Annotated in this window: 20 protein-coding genes; 16 read left to right on the forward strand and 4 right to left on the reverse strand. The window is 53.9% G+C overall.

Features of this window, described 5'->3' with window-relative positions:
• The first annotated feature begins 17 nt into the window (after nucleotides 1–17).
• The 9 genes from WM95_RS08870 to WM95_RS08910 all read left to right on the forward strand — a co-directional run bounded on the left by WM95_RS08870 (nucleotide 18) and on the right by WM95_RS08910 (nucleotide 6,478).
• Complete coding sequence (locus WM95_RS08870) at nucleotides 18–344, forward strand: head-tail connector protein (RefSeq protein ID WP_088544737.1); 327 nt, start codon at nucleotides 18–20, stop codon at nucleotides 342–344.
• 9 nt (nucleotides 345–353) lie between these two features.
• On the forward strand, nucleotides 354–692 hold the full coding sequence (locus tag WM95_RS08875; protein WP_088544738.1) for a phage head closure protein: 339 nt from the start codon (nucleotides 354–356) through the stop codon (nucleotides 690–692).
• Entirely contained in the window at nucleotides 689–1,138 is a 450-nt protein-coding gene (locus tag WM95_RS08880; RefSeq protein ID WP_016063565.1) for an HK97-gp10 family putative phage morphogenesis protein, read from the forward strand. Before WM95_RS08875 ends, WM95_RS08880 begins: the two co-directional genes overlap by 4 nt.
• A complete protein-coding gene (gene gp17, locus WM95_RS08885; RefSeq protein ID WP_088544739.1) occupies nucleotides 1,135–1,482 on the forward strand; it encodes a tail completion protein gp17 in 348 nt (115 codons plus the stop codon). The genes WM95_RS08880 and gp17 overlap by 4 nt, the downstream gene beginning before the upstream one ends.
• 54 nt (nucleotides 1,483–1,536) lie before the next feature.
• On the forward strand, nucleotides 1,537–2,007 hold the full coding sequence (locus tag WM95_RS08890) for a phage tail tube protein (protein ID WP_000202242.1): 471 nt from the start codon (nucleotides 1,537–1,539) through the stop codon (nucleotides 2,005–2,007).
• 54 nt (nucleotides 2,008–2,061) lie between these two features.
• Nucleotides 2,062–2,463 (forward strand): phage tail assembly chaperone, encoded by a 402-nt coding sequence (locus WM95_RS08895; RefSeq protein ID WP_088544740.1) that lies wholly within the window; start codon nucleotides 2,062–2,064, stop codon nucleotides 2,461–2,463.
• Between the two features lie 23 nt (nucleotides 2,464–2,486).
• A complete protein-coding gene (locus WM95_RS08900; protein ID WP_088545035.1) occupies nucleotides 2,487–2,750 on the forward strand; it encodes a phage tail assembly protein T in 264 nt (87 codons plus the stop codon).
• A 74-nt stretch (nucleotides 2,751–2,824) separates the two neighbouring features.
• On the forward strand, nucleotides 2,825–3,166 hold the full coding sequence (locus tag WM95_RS08905; RefSeq protein ID WP_088545036.1) for a zinc ribbon domain-containing protein: 342 nt from the start codon (nucleotides 2,825–2,827) through the stop codon (nucleotides 3,164–3,166).
• Between the two features lie 54 nt (nucleotides 3,167–3,220).
• Nucleotides 3,221–6,478 (forward strand): phage tail tape measure protein, encoded by a 3,258-nt coding sequence (locus WM95_RS08910; protein WP_088544741.1) that lies wholly within the window; start codon nucleotides 3,221–3,223, stop codon nucleotides 6,476–6,478.
• A gap of 109 nt (nucleotides 6,479–6,587) precedes the next feature.
• Here the strand turns inward: WM95_RS08910 and WM95_RS08915 are convergent, their stop codons facing one another.
• Nucleotides 6,588–6,845: a hypothetical protein gene (locus tag WM95_RS08915; protein WP_050482969.1), complete on the reverse strand. Its 258-nt coding sequence runs from the start codon at nucleotides 6,843–6,845 to the stop codon at nucleotides 6,588–6,590.
• Between the two features lie 150 nt (nucleotides 6,846–6,995).
• Between WM95_RS08915 and WM95_RS08920 the strand changes: the two genes are divergently transcribed.
• From WM95_RS08920 to WM95_RS08945, 6 genes are read left to right on the forward strand one after another with little or no spacing between them, the layout of a single operon-like run.
• On the forward strand, nucleotides 6,996–7,589 hold the full coding sequence (locus tag WM95_RS08920) for a hypothetical protein (RefSeq protein WP_088544742.1): 594 nt from the start codon (nucleotides 6,996–6,998) through the stop codon (nucleotides 7,587–7,589).
• On the forward strand, nucleotides 7,589–8,173 hold the full coding sequence (locus WM95_RS08925) for a hypothetical protein (RefSeq protein WP_063144001.1): 585 nt from the start codon (nucleotides 7,589–7,591) through the stop codon (nucleotides 8,171–8,173). Before WM95_RS08920 ends, WM95_RS08925 begins: the two co-directional genes overlap by 1 nt.
• A 6-nt stretch (nucleotides 8,174–8,179) precedes the next feature.
• Entirely contained in the window at nucleotides 8,180–8,578 is a 399-nt protein-coding gene (locus tag WM95_RS08930; protein ID WP_088544743.1) for a DUF6950 family protein, read from the forward strand.
• Nucleotides 8,578–11,286 carry a phage tail tip fiber protein gene (locus WM95_RS08935; protein ID WP_088544744.1) on the forward strand — a complete coding sequence of 903 codons (2,709 nt, stop codon included), beginning with the start codon at nucleotides 8,578–8,580 and terminating at the stop codon, nucleotides 11,284–11,286. Before WM95_RS08930 ends, WM95_RS08935 begins: the two co-directional genes overlap by 1 nt.
• A gap of 2 nt (nucleotides 11,287–11,288) precedes the next feature.
• Nucleotides 11,289–12,242: a DUF6453 family protein gene (locus WM95_RS08940; RefSeq protein WP_088544745.1), complete on the forward strand. Its 954-nt coding sequence runs from the start codon at nucleotides 11,289–11,291 to the stop codon at nucleotides 12,240–12,242.
• Between the two features lie 47 nt (nucleotides 12,243–12,289).
• The gene (locus tag WM95_RS08945; RefSeq protein ID WP_088544746.1) at nucleotides 12,290–13,405 is read left to right on the forward strand and encodes a tail fiber domain-containing protein; all 1,116 of its coding nucleotides are present in this window, start codon (nucleotides 12,290–12,292) and stop codon (nucleotides 13,403–13,405) included.
• 57 nt (nucleotides 13,406–13,462) lie between these two features.
• Here the strand turns inward: WM95_RS08945 and WM95_RS08950 are convergent, their stop codons facing one another.
• Nucleotides 13,463–13,729, reverse strand: coding sequence for a DinI family protein (locus WM95_RS08950; protein ID WP_088544747.1), 267 nt, complete (start codon nucleotides 13,727–13,729; stop codon nucleotides 13,463–13,465).
• Between the two features lie 424 nt (nucleotides 13,730–14,153).
• Between WM95_RS08950 and pepN the strand changes: the two genes are divergently transcribed.
• Entirely contained in the window at nucleotides 14,154–16,766 is a 2,613-nt protein-coding gene (pepN, locus tag WM95_RS08955; protein ID WP_023311014.1) for an aminopeptidase N, read from the forward strand.
• Between the two features lie 96 nt (nucleotides 16,767–16,862).
• Here pepN and ssuB read toward each other — a convergent pair whose 3' ends face one another.
• The gene (gene ssuB / locus WM95_RS08960; RefSeq protein WP_032658179.1) at nucleotides 16,863–17,633 is read right to left on the reverse strand and encodes an aliphatic sulfonates ABC transporter ATP-binding protein; all 771 of its coding nucleotides are present in this window, start codon (nucleotides 17,631–17,633) and stop codon (nucleotides 16,863–16,865) included.
• Nucleotides 17,630–18,421, reverse strand: coding sequence for an aliphatic sulfonate ABC transporter permease SsuC (gene ssuC / locus WM95_RS08965; RefSeq protein ID WP_023311016.1), 792 nt, complete (start codon nucleotides 18,419–18,421; stop codon nucleotides 17,630–17,632). The genes ssuB and ssuC overlap by 4 nt, the downstream gene beginning before the upstream one ends.
• Nucleotides 18,422–18,423: the final 2 nt, after the last annotated feature.

Genomic DNA, 18,423 nt, shown 5'->3' on the forward strand with positions numbered 1-18,423 from the left:
TTTTTCGGGGCAAACAAATGATTGATCAAGATGTGGTGAAACAGCACTGCCGAATTGATACCGACTTTACCGGTGATGATGCCCTGCTGACTTTATACACCGGAGCGGCGGCGCGGTACGTCCAGACATGGACAAGGCGAACGCTCTATGAAAATCAAAGCTCCCCTGGCTACGCAGACGATCCGGACCCGATTCTACTGAATGATGATGTTAAAGCGGCCATGTTACTGCTGATAGGTCACTGGTATGCCAACAGAGAATCAGTTGCCGTCGGTCAGACCGTTGCAGAGGTCCCGTTTGCAGTTGAAGCCCTGCTGCAGCCATACCGAATTTACGGGGTATAGGAGGACTTTATGCAGGCCGGAAGACTGAGAGACAGGGTGGTGGTTCAGAACATCACAACATCCAGAGATCCTTCTGGCCAGCCTGTTGAAACATGGCATGACGGCGCAGAAACCTGGGCAGAAGTAAAGGGTATTAGTGGGCGCGAGCTGGTAGCCGCTGGTGCTGAAACCGCAGTCGCCACTATCAGGGTATGGACACGATTTCGTAGCGATATAACTGCTGCGTCCAGACTCATGGTTATGACTGGCGCGTTCAAGGGGGCCATTTTGAATATCATTGGTCCGCCAATCCCTGACTCTCGCGGTGTTCAGCTCGAAATTCTTTGCAAACAGGGTACCGAAAAATGATTGAGACGAGCCTCGATTTTTCCGGGCTGAATGACATCGCAAAGGATCTGGAGGCGCTTAGCCGCGCTGAAAACAACAAGGTTCTGCGTGATGCCACGCGCGCTGGCGCCGAAGTGCTTAAGGAAGAAGTGATCGCCCGCGCGCCGGTGCGTACCGGGAAACTGAAAAAAAACGTGGTGGTAGTGACCCAAAAAAGCCGCCGCCGCGGGGAAATTTCTTCCGGTGTCCACATTCGTGGTGTTAACCCGCGCACCGGGAACAGCGATAACACGATGAAGGCAAATAACCCGAGAAACGCCTTTTACTGGCGATTCGTCGAAATGGGTACCGTTAACATGCCGCCGCACCCTTTCATTCGTCCCGCGTTCGATGTACGCCAGGAGCAGGCGACGGAGGTCGCAATCAGGCGCATGAACCAGGCCATTGACGAGGCATTAAGCAAATGACGGAAGACGATCTCTATCCTCTGCTGGCGCCGCTGGCCGGAGGGCAGGTTTATCCCTACGTTGCCCCACTCGGCAGTGACGGGAAGCCTTCAGTCTCTCCGCCCTGGGTAATTTTCTCGATTATTACCGACGTGGCCGCAGACGTTCTTTGCGGTCAGGCTGAATCTGCCGTTTCTGTGCAGGTTGATGTCTATTCCAGCACCATCGCCGAAGCGCGCACGATCAGGAATATGGCGCTTGATGCTCTGCAGGTGCTGAAGCCGGAAAGCATTGTGAAAACGCCGGGCTATGAGCCTGATCAGCGCTATCACCGGGCAACGCTGGAATTTCAGGTAACCGTTTAACCTTACCCACCATAACATACCGCCCCGGCGGTCTTTTTTTTATCTGGAGAAACCATGACCAGTAAGTATGAAGTTACAAAGGGGATGACCTTTGCCGTCTCCGACGCACCGGTAACCGCCGAGGATTTTAACGCCTCAGGTTTCCCGGGTGCTGGTGTTACCTGGCTGGAAGCAGCCTGTGCAACAAAGGAGATCACCTTCACCGGCGGGCAGAAAGGGGATATCGACGTAACCACGCTGTGCTCAACTGAACAGGAGCAAACCAACGGCCTCGCCGCGCCTGCTGAAATGAGCATTACCCGTAACTGGGTTGGCGATGAAGCAGCACAGGAGGCACTGCAGACCGCTTACGAAAATGACGAACTGCGCGCGCTGCGCGTGGTATTCCCGTCTGGCAACGGTTTCTACGTGCTGGTTGAGGTGCGCCAGAGCTCATGGTCTGCTGCAACCTCTTCCGTTGTTGGTGCTACATATTCTCTGCGTGTACGCGGCAAACCTAAACGCATCTACGCGTCTGGTTCCTGAGCGGCTTCGGCCGCTTTTTTTATCCCTCCGATCATGTAACAAGAGAAAAATGAAATGCCGCAAAAAACATCACAGAATTCATTACGCAACGTGGCGCTTACAGCATCGAAAGCCTATCGCACCAAAGAAGGTATTACGGTCCCTGAATGGGATGGCGCAAAGGTAACGCTGCGTGAACCCTCTGGAGATGCCTGGGTGAAATTCCGGGAGATCGTTAATCCCCAGCTCACCGAGGGCGAAGAGGCGCCGACGTTGACAGAGGCGGAAAAATTTCTGCGCAATAAAGAGGCCGATGTGGTTCTGTTTATTGACGTTCTGCTGGATGAAAACGGCGAGCGCGTATTCAGCTATGAAGATCAGGAGCAGGTATCTAAAATTTATGGTCCTGTGCATGCGCGCCTGTTGGCTCAGGCCCTCAACCTTGGGATGAGTCAGGAAGAAGCGGGAAAGCCGTAAAGCAGCCGCTGACCTTCTTCATGATGTCGCTGGCGCTCCGGTTGGGACGTACTCTCCACGAACTGCGCCAGACCATGACCGCCAGCGAGCTCAAAATGTGGATCGAGTTCGACCGCATCAGCCCGATTGGTGACTGGCGCGCCGATGCACAGGCGGCACAGATCTCCGTTGCAATGCTGAACTCTCAGGGCGGGAAATTCACTATCCCTGACGTGATGCTGAAATGGGGTGAGCAGGAAGAAGACAGGGAGATCAGCGAGCTGGAGGAATGGATGTCTGCTTTATAAATCTTCATTAATTAGTGACATTATTCGTTCCAATTATTAGGATTGCCATCGTAACTTTAAACTTGGGGGCAGTCATGGAATTTTTACTGGTAGCTATAGTAATTGGTCTCATCCCTGCGTTAATAGCGCAAAGTAAAGGGAGGTCATTTTTTGCTTGGTGGGTTTACGGAGCGTTGCTATTTATTATTGCGCTAGTGCATTCAATTCTTATAAAGAAAGATCCACACTTCGAAGAAAAAAATATGTTGGATGATGGCATGAAGAAATGCCCTTTTTGCGCAGAGCTAATCAAGAGTGAGGCAGTGAAATGTAAGCACTGTGGTAGTGATCTCACATCTTCTTCTGAAAGCAGTCATCCTGTGAAAAGCGAAGAAGAATATCTTGAAGAGGCCAGAAAAAAGGCTGGGCTGTCATAGATAAGTTAAATTAAAACAAACCTCGCAACTGCGGGGTTTTTTTATGGGTGAAATATGGCAACACTCCGTGAATTGATCATAAAAATTTCTGCCAATTCCTCCTCCTTCCAGACAGAGATTTCCCGCGCATCTCGCATGGGAACGGATTACTACCGCACTATGGAGCAGGGCGGGAAAAAAGCTGCAGCGGCCACGCGTGAAACTCAGCGTTCTTTGGCTGACCTGAATTCTCAACTTGCAACCGTGCGATCTTCTGCTGCCGGGCTTGCCGGTGCGTGGGCTGGTGCATTTGCCACGCATCAGCTGATCGCGTTTTCCGACACATGGAACCAACTGAATGGACGCCTTCGCCTAGCTTCTTCTTCCAGCGATGATTACGTGGAATCACAGCGCGTGCTCATGGAGATCAGCCAACGCACTGGAACATCCCTCGAAGCGAACAGCAACCTTTACAGCCGAATTGCACAGTCCCTGCGTGATGCTGGTTACGCTTCTGCTGACGTCGCAAAAGTGACGGAAACCGTTGCAACCTCGCTGAAGCTGTCTGGCGCCAGTACGGAGGAGGCGAGTTCTGTTATCACACAGTTGAGTCAGGCGCTGGGCTCCGGCGTTCTGCGAGGAGAAGAATTCAACTCCATTATGGAGAACGGCGGCCGCCTGGCGAAACTGCTGGCTGATGGGCTTGGCACCACTGTTGGCGGTTTGCGTAATATGGCCAACAATGGCGAGCTGACTACAGATAAGATCGTTCCGTTGCTGACCAACGTCGAGATTCTGCGCAAAGAGTTCGACACTCTCCCGGCATCAATCAGCGGATCTGCACAGAAAGTACAAAACGCCTTTCTCGCCTGGGTCGGCGGTGCGAACGATGCTGTTGGTGCATCCTCCGCGCTTTCTGGTGTGCTGGATGGGCTGGCCAATAACATCGATGATGTGGCTAACACCGCAGGCATTCTGGTTGGTGTTGGGCTGGCCCGTTATTTTGGGAATATGGTCGGCAGTGTTGGAGAGTCCACACGGGCTGTCCTCGCTAATACAGCTGCCGAAGTCGCACTGGCGCAGGCGCAGGTTCGCGGTGCACAGGTTAGCGTTGCTGCTGGTCGCCAGGCTGTTTACCGCGCTCAACAGGCACGCGCAGCGGCGACGAGTATTGAGGCTCAGATTGTCGCTGAGCGTAATCTTGCCGCAGCTCAGGCATCACTGAATACGGCGCTTGCTGGCAGGGCCTCTGCAGTTAACAACCTCACCAATACAGCCTCGGTCATGTCACGGCTGGGTAGTGGGGTGCTGGGTATTCTCGGTGGATGGCCTGGAGTAATTATCGGTGCCGGTGCGGCGATGTATGGTTTGTATCAGCACACCCAGCAGGTACACAAGGAGGCGGTTGGCTTTGCCAATAATCTGGATGAAATAAACGGTAAGCTGCAGCAGATGTCGGTGCTGGGGCTACGCTCTACGGCAGCCGATGCCCGTACATCATTACAGGCACAAAAGCAGGACCTGGCCGATCTTGACTCACAAATTGCGAAGGTTAAGGAAAGCCAGGCAGGACTGGCATTAATTCAGGAAAAATATAATAAATCCCCACGTTTAACCTACCTGAATACCTTCATGGATCAGGCTGATATAACCGAAAAAAATATTTCTTTAACTGATCGGTTGTCTCAACTTGAATTTGAAAGAGAGAAGGTCGCCGCAAGAATAGCGGCCACTCAAAAGCTCGTAAATGAGGCGAGCGATCTCGCTACTCAGAGGGCTATACAGCAGGCTGGTGCAATTTCCATTTTAAATGGTGCATACAGACTCCTGAATCAAACAATGGCAGTGATCCCAACGGTTGAGCCTAAGTTTGTCAGCCCCATCGTGCCTGTTTCTAATGCTACGCCACAACAGCAAACGGCCCTTGACCGAGCACGCCGTGATAACGAGATGGCCAGCCTCAACGGCTTAGAAAAACTCCATCAGCAGCACGTCTATGAAGCAGAAGATCTGAAGCTGACGGGGGCTCTTTACACCCAGTACATCTACAACAAGGATCAGGCAGCCAAAAAGGATGCGGCAGCAGCTGAGGCCAAAAAGACCTCTACGGCTGCTTCGAATGCGCAGAGTAAAGCCGAGCGTGAAGCGGCCAGCACCGCTGAGCAGTATTCCCGTAAGATGGCCGATCTAAGCGTGGCTATCGACGTGCAACGCGTGCGGGCAACGGAGGGAGAAAAAGCCTCCGATCTTTATGCGGCTTCCCACCAAGCCGGCACTAAATGGACGGATGAGCAGCGCAGGGCAATTCAGGCATCGTCTACAGAACTGGCGAAGTGGACCCAAAAGGCTGATGAGAACGTGCGCAAGCAGCGCGAACAGGCTGATGCCCTGAAGGATTTAACTGAAGCGGCCAGGAAGTTCAGGGACGAGGCTACTCTGACAACTGAAACCAGAGGAATGAGTGATCGCCAGCGCAGCCGGTTCGATGAAACTCAGCAGATTGACCGTGTTTTTGCCAAAACTGACGGCGGTACCGAAGCAATCGCACAGCGTGCGGCGGCTCTCGATGCGCTGGACAAAAAATATAAAGCAATCGCTGCTTCTGAGGCTGACTGGACTGCAGGCGCCGAGAAGGGATTTAAAAACTGGTTTGATACCGCTTCTGATTATTCCTCGCAGACAGCAGACCTTGTGAACAACTCAATGACAGGTCTTATCGGAAATATTTCCGATGCTTTATCAGGCAATAAAGTTGACTGGGAGGATTGGTCGAAATCGGTACTGGCTTCTATGCAAAAAATTATCCTCAACGCAATGTTGGTCAATTCGTTGAAGTCTGCAGGAGGTGGGGGACTGTTCGGCTCTCTTGGCGGTCTTTTTGGTGGGGGGGATGCAACCTCTGCAGGAAGTACACCATCAGGCGTATATTCCGGCGCGGCCAGCGGACTGAAGTTTGCCAAAGGCGGCGTCTTTGATTCCCAAAATCTTAGCCATTTCAGTAATTCGATCATTTCCAGCCCGACGATGTTCAAATTTGCCAAAGGCGATGGATTGATGGGGGAAGCTGGCCCCGAGGCTGTGATGCCACTAACCAGGACACCGAATGGCACTCTTGGCGTCAGGATGGTCGGCACTACAGCTTCCGGTGGTGGAGGTGGTGAAATCCATATCACGCAGCATATCAATATTTCTGGTAACGGTGACGCCGCGCTTAATCGTGCCATGCAGGAGGCCGCGCGTCAGGGTGCTGCCGATGGCGCTAAAAAAGCGCGTCAGGACATGCTGAGTGATTTCCAGACCAATGGTCAGGCCAGGAGGATGCTTGGCGTTTAATGGTACTTATTGTGTTATTAATGAGCTGAAAGGCAGGAGATAGATATGAAAGAAAAAAAGGCCACCCAAAGAGCAGCCTTTGATGCCCCAATGTTGCTCAGTGTGCAGGTTAAGAAATCTTCACTTTGTTTACCAGTGTGGAAACGATTTCTTTTTCTTTGGCGATAATTGCAGGGCTTATGTCCGGCGCATTGAAATTGGCATCCCTTATAAGTTCTAAAACACCTTCTTTCTTCAGCCCTCCTGCGCCAATAATTGCCGAGACAATATACATCGTTAATTCGGAACGTACCTGTAGATGTTTTGCGATACCTTCCAGTTGTTGAATTCTGGATTCAAAATTTTCAATTCGTTGTTCGTTTGACATTTAGGTCCCTTAGACAGAGGTAATCAGCCATCCCTCTTCATTGAGTGCGCCAGCGTCCCACCGCTGACGGGCTGAGCCTCAACCATAGCCAGGTATGTAAATCAATAACATCCTGATAAAAGATCAGTGTTTTCAACATCGGGAGAAACTATGGCTGCGCTTGAATGGCCTGAAGATGTATGTCCGGCGTCGCTGACGTGGCGGCCGGAAAGTAACACCAAAACCTTTCGTTCCCCGTTTAATGGTGCATCACAGACTGTCCGTTTCCCCGGCACCCGCTGGATCTGCTCCCTGACGTTTAGCAACCTTACAGACGATAAATCCCGGCGCATCGATGCGCTGGTGGCCGATCTGGATGGTGAATATGGCAGGGTGAAGATCAGTGACTGGGGGAGGGTAGGCAGGACGCCAGCCGGAAACCCGGTGGTTTCTGACGCGAACCAGACAGGTACTCAGCTCGGCAGTAAGGGCTGGACACCCGGCACACTGGTACTGCGCACCGGTGATTACTTTACCGTCAATGACGAGCTGAAGATGGTCACCGCCGATGTGACCAGCACTGCTGCAGGAACTGCCGTTATTCCCTTTGCGCCTATGCTGCGCGCTTCTCCCCCTGCCAACGGAAAAATCGAAGTCGCTAAGCCATACGGCATTTTCAAGCTGAAGGATAACCAGCAGGGGGCAGGTAACCGCGTACCGGGCATTTTTACCAGCTACACGCTGGAGTTTGAGGAGGCTTTCTGATGCTGTATTCACCGTTTTCTGATTCGATGGTGGACTGGTTATCCCGCGACAGGGTTACCGCCGTGCTGGCGGCCAATGTCCAGTTTGAGTCAGGTACCGCCTACGTTCATTCCGGTACCGGAACGCTGGTGCTGGGTGGTTATGTCTATTACGGCATGGGTACGATGGGCGCCATCGACGATGTAGGCGAAACCAACACAACAAGCCCGACGCAGCTCAGGATGACGCTATCAGGGCTGGATATGTCGCTGTTTGCTAAAACGCTCAATGAGCGCTGTGTGGGCAGGCCAGCGGAGCTGTATCTAGTGGCGATGGATGATAACGGCGTCGTTCAGGTTGCAGACCTGATTTTTAAGGGGAAGGTTTCCGGCACTGGGGCAACGGCGGGTGAAACGAATGCCCTGCAGTACACCGTCAGTAATATTTTTGAGGACTGGCAGCGACCGTTCCCGGACCGTTATACCGACGAGTCACACCAGGCCACCCAGCCAGGCGACCGCATATTTCGTTACGTCGCGCAGATGGCAGAGCGTTCAATTTACTGGGGCAGCAAAAAAGATGCACCAGGGTTTACCTATTCGTGAGGAAGCATGAAGCATCCAGACTGGCATAACAGATTAATCGCCGTGATAAGGGCCGCTGAAAAGCGGCCTTTTTTATGGGGCGAACATGACTGCTGCCTGTTTGCGGCAGATTGTGCGGAAGCGATGACCGGGGATAATTTCGCCGACGGCTGGCGCGGGACCTACGACAGCGAAACAGGCGCAAAAAAGGCACTGCTGCGCGGCGGCGGTTCACTCGAAAAGGTGCTGGCTAAATACCTCAATGAAGTGCCGGTGAAGATGGCTCAGCGCGGCGATATCGCTGTAGTGGAAAACGCGGGTACCCGATGCGCCGGGGTAATTTACGGTGGTGCAGTGTGGGCTCCGGGAGAAACGGGGCTGGTTTGCCTTCGAATTAAGCCCCTGAGTACGTGGAGGGTTCGCTGATGCCTGCTGCAATTCCTATCATCGCGACGGTAGCCGCTGGCGCCGCGGCAGCCAATGGCGCCTACGCTATCGCAATGGCAATCACCATTGCCGCTCAGGTCGCCACACAGATGATGACGAAGAAGCCATCACTGGGGTCTTACCGGGACACTGCGGAGCGTAAGCAGGTGCTGCGCGCGGCTGCCAGCCCTAAAACGGTTGTTTATGGCAGGACCGTATCTGCAGGCACTCTGTTTTTCGCTGAAGAACAGCCCGGCGAGCAGACTGATGGTGAATGGGTTCACCTTGCCATCACCCTCGCGGGGCACCCAATTTCAGGCACGGGCACCATTTACCTGGGCGATGATGATATCGGCTCCTATGGCGAGAGCGCCACGTATGAAGTGCATATCGACCGCCAGACAGCAGATCCGTTTATGCTGGCAAATTGCCCGTCGTGGAAAGATGACATGAGCGGAAAGGGGATTTCCTGGCTGCGTCTGTCTCTGAAATACAATGCTGAGAAATTCCCGTCCGGCATCCCTAACGTGAAGGTTGAGAAGACGGGCCGGAAAGTATACGACCCGCGCACCGGCCGCACGGAGTACAGCAACAATCTGGCGCTGTGTGTGCTGGACTATTACCGGAGTTACCTGAAAGTCGCTGATGCTGATATTAACTGGGATCAGTTTCAGGAGGCGGCCAACATCTGCGACGAGCTGGTGACAAACGGCGACGGCACGACGGAAAAACGCTACACGCTGAACGGAGAATTTGACCTCAGCGAAAATAAAGCGAGCATTCTTGAGGCGATGCTGACAGCTGGGGCAGCAGAGCCAACCTACATCGCCGGTAAACATGGCATCCTCGTTGGCGCGTATTACGGTCCTGCAACCGAAATCATTACCGAGAGTCAACTGGCTGGTGATATCGAGATCATGCCTGAGGTGTCGCAGTCTGAGCGCGTTAACACCATCAGCGGGACGTTTGTCGATCCTAAACAGACCTACTCTGAAGCCGATTTCCCTTCAGTATCTGTCAGTGAGTGGGTAACCGAAGACGGAGTGGAAATATCGCAGGATCTTAAGCTGCGTTTCGTTACTTCAGAATTTCAGGCCCAGCGCCTGGCGGACATCAAGCTTAAGCGCACCCGCATTTCCCGTACAATGAATCTCACTCTGAACCTGAGTGGATACCGGTACCGCCCCGGCATGTACGTAAAAGTTAATTTTCCCTCCCTTGGGATCGTTAACGTTGAGATGCGCGTTACAGACTGGAAATTTGGCGTGCAGAACGGCGTGCAGATTACGCTGAAGCAGGAGACTGCTGACGTGTGGGGTGACGCCATCGGTAAGCCCATCGAACGGCCACCGTTTACCCAGCTTCCACCTGGTGGGGTGGCGCAGCCTCAGAATCTGAGGTACACCGTGGAGGAAATTGGTCAGGTGGTGCAGGGCGTTCTCTCCTGGCAGAACATCGGGCAGTTTGTCTATAACCAGGTTGTCATTCGCAGGAATGGCCAGCCGGTGCTCACAGCCCAGGTCCCTGGTTCCTTCACGCGATTAACCGGTCTGCTGCAGGATACTTATACAGCCCATGTCACCGCCGTTAATCAGATGGGGGCATCATCACCTGAGGCTTATCTCGAATTCAGCATTGAGGCACCGCCTCCGCCGTCAGGCGTCACTGTAGAGCAGGCATTTTTTGCCGTGATGCTTATTCCCCGCCTCGCAGCCGTAACGAACGTCTCCACCCAGTTTGATTTCTGGACGTCTGGGGAACAGCCGCTTGCCAATACAGATACGGCGACCGTGGAGGCCGGGGCCACGCGTGCGGGTATTGGCACGACGTGGACAAGCCACAACCTGAAAAACGGACATACCTATTACTGGTACATCAGAACCATCAATGCATTCGGTACATCTGCTTTCATCCAGGTGGCCGCGCTCTGCCAGACTGAAACCGGAGAGCTGATCGATATTATTGATGATGCTGTGCGTGACTCTGACGCTTTCAAAAATGTTTCTGAAGGTGTGGACATCAACCTCGAAGCAGCCATGCAGAATGCCCTGGCAAATCACGGAACGGTTGAACACCAGTATCAGCAGTATGGGGAGGTGCGTGCTGATATCCTGGTTGTTAAAACAACGGTCGCAGAAGTGGATAAAGGCCTTGCAGACCTGTCTACCTACGTGCAGGCCCAGGTAGGGGATTTGACCGCAGCTGTTAACCAGAAATTGACGGCAGAAGTAAACAGTGATGGAACAGGAAAGGCGTCCTATACGCTCAACCTCGGGATAGTCAGAAGCGGGGTGAAGTACAACACTGGTTTTGGGATGTCGATAGAGCCATCCGGCGGCACCTATAAATCTACAGTGGTCTTTGCTGCAGATCAGTTTGGTATTTACTCAGGAAGTGACCCGGGAAATTACCAGGCTGCATTTTTTGTCTATAACGGCCAGGTGTTCATCCGTGACGCCATGATCCAGGACGGCAGCATTACGAATGCAAAAATCGGTAATTACATCCGCTCATCAAACTATGTGGCAGGTCCTGGTGGTGCCGGGTGGAATATTGATAAGGGCGGGAATTGTGAGCTGCACGGCGCGCTGTATGCCGCCAGCGGTAATTTTGCGTTCACCGGGAATGGCAATGGCGTCACCATTGACGGAAGGGGCGTAAGAATTGATCTCGGTGGTGGGAACCTGATTGTTCTTGGAGAGTGGTGACAATGCCAAAAGGTTTACGTATTACGTACGACGACGGCGGCCCGGCAATGGAAATAACAGCCGGGCTCCGCTGCCCTTCGTTTTGCCAGAATGTTAGCGATGCTGGTTCGGGGAACCAGTTCACAATTAACCAGCGAGTTGATGGAAGTCAGATCGTCCTTATTCCGCGCAATACTGTCGACAGGTTTTGGGTGGGTACCAATCTGATTCCAACCATTGTCATGCTGGATGGTTTTACCGTAAACGGCAATACCATCACCATGAATAACTGGCGTAGTGATGGGCTGGGGAGCTCTCGTACTTTTGCCTCATCAATCTGGCAAATTCTACCGACCTCTTCAGGTAGGGGATTGCTGATTAGGGACAGCACGGATTTCCTCTCAATCACTGATGCCACGATGTCTGGCTACTGCGTCTGGCGCGGCACTGTCACTTTCACCGGGAGCTGGGCTACACCGACGACAAATATCTCACGCGACCGCTATATGGTGTTCGCAAAATGGAGTGCTGATAACGTCACCATTGAATTCGACGGCTCGAATATTATTGCGACAATAGACCATTCTGGTCTCGATCAGGATGCTACGGTCACCATGCAAATCGCAATTTTTGCCAGTGGCGTAAGCCCGACGCCAGGGAGGGGGCTAAATATCATTAAGGGAGGTGTCTGTGTGTTCTCCACCACGCGCAGGCCATTTGTGTACCGGAACCAGACCTATACACCATCATGGTCAAATACCGATATTGGCGAGGGCATGATTTTGCTTGGCCGCTATGGCTATAACAGCGAGGTTTACACTGGCTGGGACTATTTGAAATGGGCGGGCCTGATCCGCAGCGGCAATCTGGTACGCGCCGGGAGGGGAAGAAATGTCGCTTCGTGGACATCGAAATACAGCGTCGTAGGACGAAGGCTGACAAGTCTATCCATCCCCGTTATTGATGCAATTTACTGACAACCCGCACCGGCGGGTTTTTTATTATCTGAATTCAGGAGTCCATTATGTCGGCAGGAACCATTACCCTGACAAACGGGTCCGCTATTGTTGGCGGTTCAGGAACCTCATTCGCAACCGAACTCGCCGCAGGTGATTTCATTGTTTCGACTGTGGGCGGTGTGCCCTACACGCTGCCGGTGAAAACAGTCGACAGTAATACCCAACTGACGCTAGTCAGCAACTTTACCGGGCCAACGCAATCCGGTGCGGCCTGGTCAGCGGTTCCCCGTGTGGCGCTGAACATGGTCACTGCCGCGCTGGTGGCGCAAAGTGCTGAAGCGCTGCGTGGACTGAATTACGACAAACAGAACTGGCAGCAGGTTTACAGCGCAGCCGGAAACATCACAGTGAAGCTGCCAGACGGCACTACCTTCACCGGACCGTCATGGAAATATCTGTCTGACAATATGGCAACCAAGAGCGGTGGGGCCGTACCTGTTAACCAGGGCGGTACCGGTTCGACAACCGCATCAGGCGCTCGCACAAACCTCGGTTTGGGAGATCTGGCAACTGAAAACAGTAGCGGTATCAGAAAGCAACTCTTCAAAGTTGACCCGCAACTAGGAAGCACGGTTGAACTTAATGTGTTTAACCCTGGCGCTGGTGTGAAGAATGGCTCCGGATTGATGTTCAGGCGTCCCGCATCAGATGGTTATGTCATTATGCAGTACAACACCTCAGGCGATTATGAGGTCAGTAACGTAATCATGGGTATCGATACTGCGTCACGTAACGTTTCATGGGATTTCCAGTTATCAGGTAATGCCGTTGCGAATGCCGGTTCATGGCTGAGCAATTCCGATAAAGACATCAAGACTAATATAAAGGTCATAGAAAACCCGCTTAAGAAAATGCGAATGATGCATGGATATACCTGGGAGCGTCTGGATGATGCACCTCCCGGGCAGGGTTTTATAGCGCAGGAGCTTATGGAAGTCATGCCGACGGCAGTTTTTGAGGGCGGACGTACTGAACTTAAAGACGGAACGGTAGTTGAGAAAACCTTATCAGTCGATGTTACCGGCGCTTCAGCAGCACTTCACCATGAAGCTATTCTGGCTTTAATGGAACAGATTGAAGATTTAAAGAAACAGGTAGAGGCATTGCAGCCAGGAAGTTGATGAAACCGCCGCTCATCGTAAGCAATGATGGGCGGCGACAGATTGCCCGAACAATCTCTACAGGCCAACCTGGCGAACAGTCGGGAACTCTGAAACCAGCCACATATCGGATTCTTCAAACATTTCCTCCAGCATGCGGTTCAGTTTTTCCCGATCGCTTTTGCTGGCATCGCTATTCAGGCCGTTTGCCTGCATAGGCTTCACCTTCACTTCGGCATCAGGGAAAATCTGGTGCACCCGCTTCGTCAGCTCGGCCAGAATTATCTCTCTGGCCCCTTCGAGCCCCTCAACATTACGCGTGTCATAAACCAGTTCTACGAACATAAGTGCTCCGCTAATCACTGTTTGAATATACAGTATTTTTGCTTTGGCGGTTTTGTCTGTCAAGGCATGAACCACTTGTTTTTAAATTTTGGGGAACATACTGCTGGAGTGTTTGTTATCGATTTGCCCTACAGGGCTGATGTGGTCTGGCGCTGACTAAAATTATGTGTGGGGCATGGATGGGGCAAAAGTGGTATGTGAAGTTCGTTAAAGTTCGTTAATCAAGCTTTATATCGATCTCGCTCATCCCTTGTTTAAAGCGCTCCTGGACGATCTTTATCGATTTTAAAAACTATGAGTTCATATTATACAAATGTAGCAAAAAAGGGTTTTGACCCTGAAAAGATGAACATTCTGCATAGCGCGATTTGCGCAACAGGAATATATTGAAACGTTACTCGACAAACGATGCATAAGGTTTTCTATGACACAACAGCCACAAGCCAAATACCGCCACGACTACCGTGCGCCGGATTACCTGATTAGCGAAATCGATCTGACTTTTGACCTGGATGCCACAAAAACCGTTGTCACGGCGGTGAGCCAGGTGACGCGCCATAGCGCAACTGCGGTGCCGCTGCGTCTGGATGGTGAAGACCTGACGCTGGTCTCCCTGCATATTAATGATGAAGCCTGGTCGGACTATAAAGAAGAAAACAACCAGCTGGTCATCGACAACCTGCCGGAACAGTTTACGCTGCGCATCGTGAATGAAATCAGCCCGGCCGCCAACACCGCGCTGGAAGGGCTTTACCAGTCGGGCGTGGCGCTGTGTACCCAGTGTGAAGCGGAAGGGTTCCGCCATATAACCTGGTATCTCGACCGCCCGGACGTCCTGGCGCGCTTCACCACCAAAATCATCGCCGATAAAACCCTGTATCCCTTCCTGCTCTCCAACGGTAATCGCGTAGGCGAAGGCGAGCTGGAGAATGGCCGTCACTGGGTGCAGTGGCAGGATCCCTTCCCGAAACCGTGCTACCTGTTTGCGCTGGTGGCGGGGGACTTCGACGTGCTGCGCGATACATTCAAAACGCGCTCTGGTCGCGAGGTGGCGCTGGAGCTGTTTGTTGACCGCGGCAACCTTGACCGCGCGCCGTGGGCGATGACCTCCCTCATCAACTCCATGAAGTGGGACGAGGAGCGCTTCGGCCTGGAATATGATCTCGACATCTATATGATCGTCGCCGTCGATTTCTTCAACATGGGGGCAATGGAGAACAAAGGCCTTAACGTCTTCAACTCTAAATACGTGCTGGCGCGTACCGATACCGCAACGGATAAAGACTACCTCGATATTGAACGCGTTATCGGCCATGAATATTTCCACAACTGGACCGGTAACCGCGTAACCTGCCGCGACTGGTTCCAGCTGAGCCTGAAAGAGGGCCTGACCGTCTTCCGCGATCAGGAGTTCAGCTCCGATCTGGGTTCACGTGCGGTGAACCGCATCAACAACGTGCGTACCATGCGCGGCCTGCAGTTTGCGGAAGATGCCAGCCCAATGGCACACCCGATCCGCCCGGATAAAGTTATCGAAATGAACAACTTCTACACTCTGACGGTGTACGAGAAGGGCGCTGAAATTATCCGCATGATCCACACCCTGCTGGGCGAGGAGAACTTCCAGAAAGGGATGCAGCTGTACTTTGAGCGGCACGACGGCAGCGCGGCCACCTGCGACGATTTTGTGCAGGCGATGGAAGATGCCTCTAATGTCGATCTCTCTCACTTCCGCCGCTGGTACAGCCAGGCCGGGACGCCGGTTGTCACCGTCAAAGACGATTACAATCCGGAAACCGAGCAGTACACCCTAACCATCAGCCAGCGCACGCCGCCGACGGCGGAGCAGGAAGAGAAATATCCGCTGCATATTCCGTTCAGCATTGAGCTGTACGATAACGAAGGCAAAGTCATCCCGCTCCAGAAGGGAGGCCACCCGGTACACCACGTGCTGAACGTGACTCAGGCCGAGCAGACCTTTATCTTCGATAACGTCTACTTCCAGCCGGTGCCTGCGCTGCTGTGTGAATTCTCCGCGCCGGTGAAGCTGGAATACAAGTGGAGCGATCAGCAGCTAACGTTCCTGATGCGTCACGCGCGTAACGATTTCTCCCGCTGGGATGCGGCGCAAAGCCTGCTGGCAACCTACATCAAGCTCAACGTAAACCGCCATCAGCAGGGCCAGCCGCTGTCGCTGCCTGTCCATGTGGCTGACGCGTTCCGCGCGATCCTGCTGGATGAGAAGATTGACCCGGCTCTGGCCGCTGAAATTCTGACCCTGCCGTCAGCGACTGAAATCGCCGAGCTGTTTGACATCATCGACCCGATTGCCATCGTGGCGGTGCGTGAAGCGCTGACCCGTACGCTGGCTGCTGAGCTGGCGGACGAGTTCCTCGCCATTTATAACGCCAACAAGCTTGATGCTTATCGCGTTGAGCACGCGGACATTGGTAAACGTTCTCTGCGTAATACCTGCCTGCGCTACCTGGCGTTTGGTGAAACCGAGCTCGCGAACACCCTTGTGAGCAAGCAGTATCATGAAGCGGATAACATGACCGACGCGCTGGCCGCGCTGGGTGCAAGCGTTGCCGCTGAGCTGCCGTGCCGCGACGCGCTGATGCAGGAGTACGACGACAAGTGGCATCAGGATGGCCTGGTGATGGACAAGTGGTTCATCCTGCAGGCGACCAGCCCGGCGGCCGATGCGCTCAGCAACGTGCGCAGCCTGCTGAAGCATCGTTCCTTTACACTGAGCAACCCAAACCGCGTGCGTTCGCTGATTGGCGCGTTTGCAAGCAGCAACCCGGCCGCGTTCCACGCCGAAGACGGCAGCGGTTATCAGTTCATGGTGGAAATGCTGACCGAGCTGAACAGCCGTAACCCGCAGGTGGCGTCGCGCCTGATTGAGCCGCTGATCCGTCTGAAACGCTACGATGCGAAGCGTCAGGCGAAAATGCGTGCCGCGCTTGAGCAGCTGAAAGGGTTGGAGAACCTGTCTGGCGATCTGTACGAGAAGATTGCTAAGGCGCTCGCCTGATGTAAAAAATGCCGGTGGGCAGGTAAACGCAAAACGGCAACCTCGGTTGCCGTTTTTTGTGTTTTCTCCCCGCGGGAGAGGGCCGGGGTGAGGGCATCAGGCATTAGCCTTGGCTCGCTGTAACTCCGTCCCCCCGCGCTTCATCACCCGATCCAATACCTCAGCTTCCAGCTCCGCCAGCCTTGCAGAGCCCACGCGGCGAGGGCGCGGAAGATCCACCGTCAGATCCAGGCCTATTTTCCCGTCCTCTATTAACAGCACCCGGTCAGCCATCGCGACGGCTTCGCTCACGTCATGCGTCACCAGCAGTACCGTAAAGCCGTGCGCCTGCCAGAGGGATCCAATCAAATCCTGCATTTCGATCCGCGTCAGGGCGTCGAGCGCGCCGAGCGGTTCATCAAGCAACAGCAGGCCCGGACGGTGAATTAGCGCACGCGCCAGCGCCACGCGCTGCTTCTGCCCACCCGAGAGGGCTGCCGGCCATTCGCCCGCACGATTTTCCAGCCCAACGGCGGCCAGCGCCTGGCGGGCTTCATCCCGCCAGCTGCCCTTAAGACCGAGCCCGACATTGTCGATAACCGTTTTCCACGGCAGCAGGCGTGCATCCTGAAACATCATGCGGGTATCGTCCTGAATATTCGAAAGCGGCGTCGTTCCTGCCAGAATGTCACCGCCGTTGGGGGCTTCCAGCCCGGCCAGAAGCCGTAGCAGGGTACTCTTGCCGCCGCCGCTGCGACCAACAACGGCCACAAATTGTCCGGCGGGAATGTGCAGATCCAGCCCGTTAAGAATGGTGTTTTCGCCGTAGCGTTTGGTCACGCCGTTCAGCAGTAACGGCGTTCCCTGATTCAGTCGTGCAGTGTTCATGCTTTCGCCTCCTGAAGGGTATAGGCCGGGTTCCAGCGCAGCCAGCTGCGCTCCAGCCACTGGGCGCTGACGTCGGCGAGCTTGCCGAGCAGGGCATACAGAATGATGGCAACCACCACCACGTCCGTTTGCAGGAATTCGCGGGCGTTCATCGCCAGGTAGCCAATGCCTGAGTTGGCCGAGATGGTCTCTGCCACAATCAGCGTCAGCCACATCAGGCCGAGCGCAAAACGCACCCCGACCATAATAGAGGGCAGGGCGCCCGGCAGAATCACGTGAATAAAGAGGGAAAAACCCGATAAGCCGTAGCTGCGCGCCATCTCCACCAGACCGCGATCGATGTTGCGGATGCCGTGCCAGGTGTTGATGTAAATCGGGAACAATGTGCCCAGCGCCACGAGGAAGATCTTGGCGCTCTCATCAATCCCAAACCACAGGATAACCAGCGGGATCAGCGCCAGATGCGGCACGTTGCGCAGCATCTGAATGGAGGTATCCAGCAGCCGCTCGCCCCAGCGGGAAAGGCCGCTGATCAAGCCCAGAACCAGACCGATGCTGCCGCCGATGGAAAACCCAATCACGGCGCGCCAGGAGCTGATCGCCAGATGCTGCCACAGCTCGCCGCTCACGCTCAGCGACCAGAACGCTTCTACGACGCCCTCCGGAGAGGGCAGAATGCGGCTCGACAGCCAGCCGGTGGATGACGCGAGCTGCCAGAGAGCCACAATGCCGACGGGTAAAAACCACGGCGCGGCGCGCAGCAGCCATTTTTGTGAGGTGGCAGACATGG

This window comes from Enterobacter cloacae complex sp. ECNIH7, assembly GCF_002208095.1.
Taxonomy (GTDB): Bacteria; Pseudomonadota; Gammaproteobacteria; order Enterobacterales; family Enterobacteriaceae; genus Enterobacter; species Enterobacter cloacae_M.

Coding starts and splice junctions, on each gene's coding strand:
- WM95_RS08935 (WP_088544744.1), top strand. CDS start 8,578: ATGCCTGCTGCAATTCCTATCATCGCGACGGTAGCCGCTGGCGCCGCG.
- WM95_RS08910 (WP_088544741.1), top strand. CDS start 3,221: ATGGCAACACTCCGTGAATTGATCATAAAAATTTCTGCCAATTCCTCC.
- WM95_RS08950 (WP_088544747.1), bottom strand. CDS start 13,729: ATGTTCGTAGAACTGGTTTATGACACGCGTAATGTTGAGGGGCTCGAA.
- ssuB (WP_032658179.1), bottom strand. CDS start 17,633: ATGAACACTGCACGACTGAATCAGGGAACGCCGTTACTGCTGAACGGC.
- WM95_RS08895 (WP_088544740.1), top strand. CDS start 2,062: ATGCCGCAAAAAACATCACAGAATTCATTACGCAACGTGGCGCTTACA.
- WM95_RS08880 (WP_016063565.1), top strand. CDS start 689: ATGATTGAGACGAGCCTCGATTTTTCCGGGCTGAATGACATCGCAAAG.
- WM95_RS08890 (WP_000202242.1), top strand. CDS start 1,537: ATGACCAGTAAGTATGAAGTTACAAAGGGGATGACCTTTGCCGTCTCC.
- ssuC (WP_023311016.1), bottom strand. CDS start 18,421: ATGTCTGCCACCTCACAAAAATGGCTGCTGCGCGCCGCGCCGTGGTTT.
- WM95_RS08900 (WP_088545035.1), top strand. CDS start 2,487: ATGTCGCTGGCGCTCCGGTTGGGACGTACTCTCCACGAACTGCGCCAG.
- WM95_RS08925 (WP_063144001.1), top strand. CDS start 7,589: ATGCTGTATTCACCGTTTTCTGATTCGATGGTGGACTGGTTATCCCGC.
- WM95_RS08940 (WP_088544745.1), top strand. CDS start 11,289: ATGCCAAAAGGTTTACGTATTACGTACGACGACGGCGGCCCGGCAATG.
- WM95_RS08915 (WP_050482969.1), bottom strand. CDS start 6,845: ATGTCAAACGAACAACGAATTGAAAATTTTGAATCCAGAATTCAACAA.
- pepN (WP_023311014.1), top strand. CDS start 14,154: ATGACACAACAGCCACAAGCCAAATACCGCCACGACTACCGTGCGCCG.
- WM95_RS08905 (WP_088545036.1), top strand. CDS start 2,825: ATGGAATTTTTACTGGTAGCTATAGTAATTGGTCTCATCCCTGCGTTA.
- WM95_RS08920 (WP_088544742.1), top strand. CDS start 6,996: ATGGCTGCGCTTGAATGGCCTGAAGATGTATGTCCGGCGTCGCTGACG.
- WM95_RS08930 (WP_088544743.1), top strand. CDS start 8,180: ATGAAGCATCCAGACTGGCATAACAGATTAATCGCCGTGATAAGGGCC.
- WM95_RS08945 (WP_088544746.1), top strand. CDS start 12,290: ATGTCGGCAGGAACCATTACCCTGACAAACGGGTCCGCTATTGTTGGC.
- gp17 (WP_088544739.1), top strand. CDS start 1,135: ATGACGGAAGACGATCTCTATCCTCTGCTGGCGCCGCTGGCCGGAGGG.
- WM95_RS08875 (WP_088544738.1), top strand. CDS start 354: ATGCAGGCCGGAAGACTGAGAGACAGGGTGGTGGTTCAGAACATCACA.
- WM95_RS08870 (WP_088544737.1), top strand. CDS start 18: ATGATTGATCAAGATGTGGTGAAACAGCACTGCCGAATTGATACCGAC.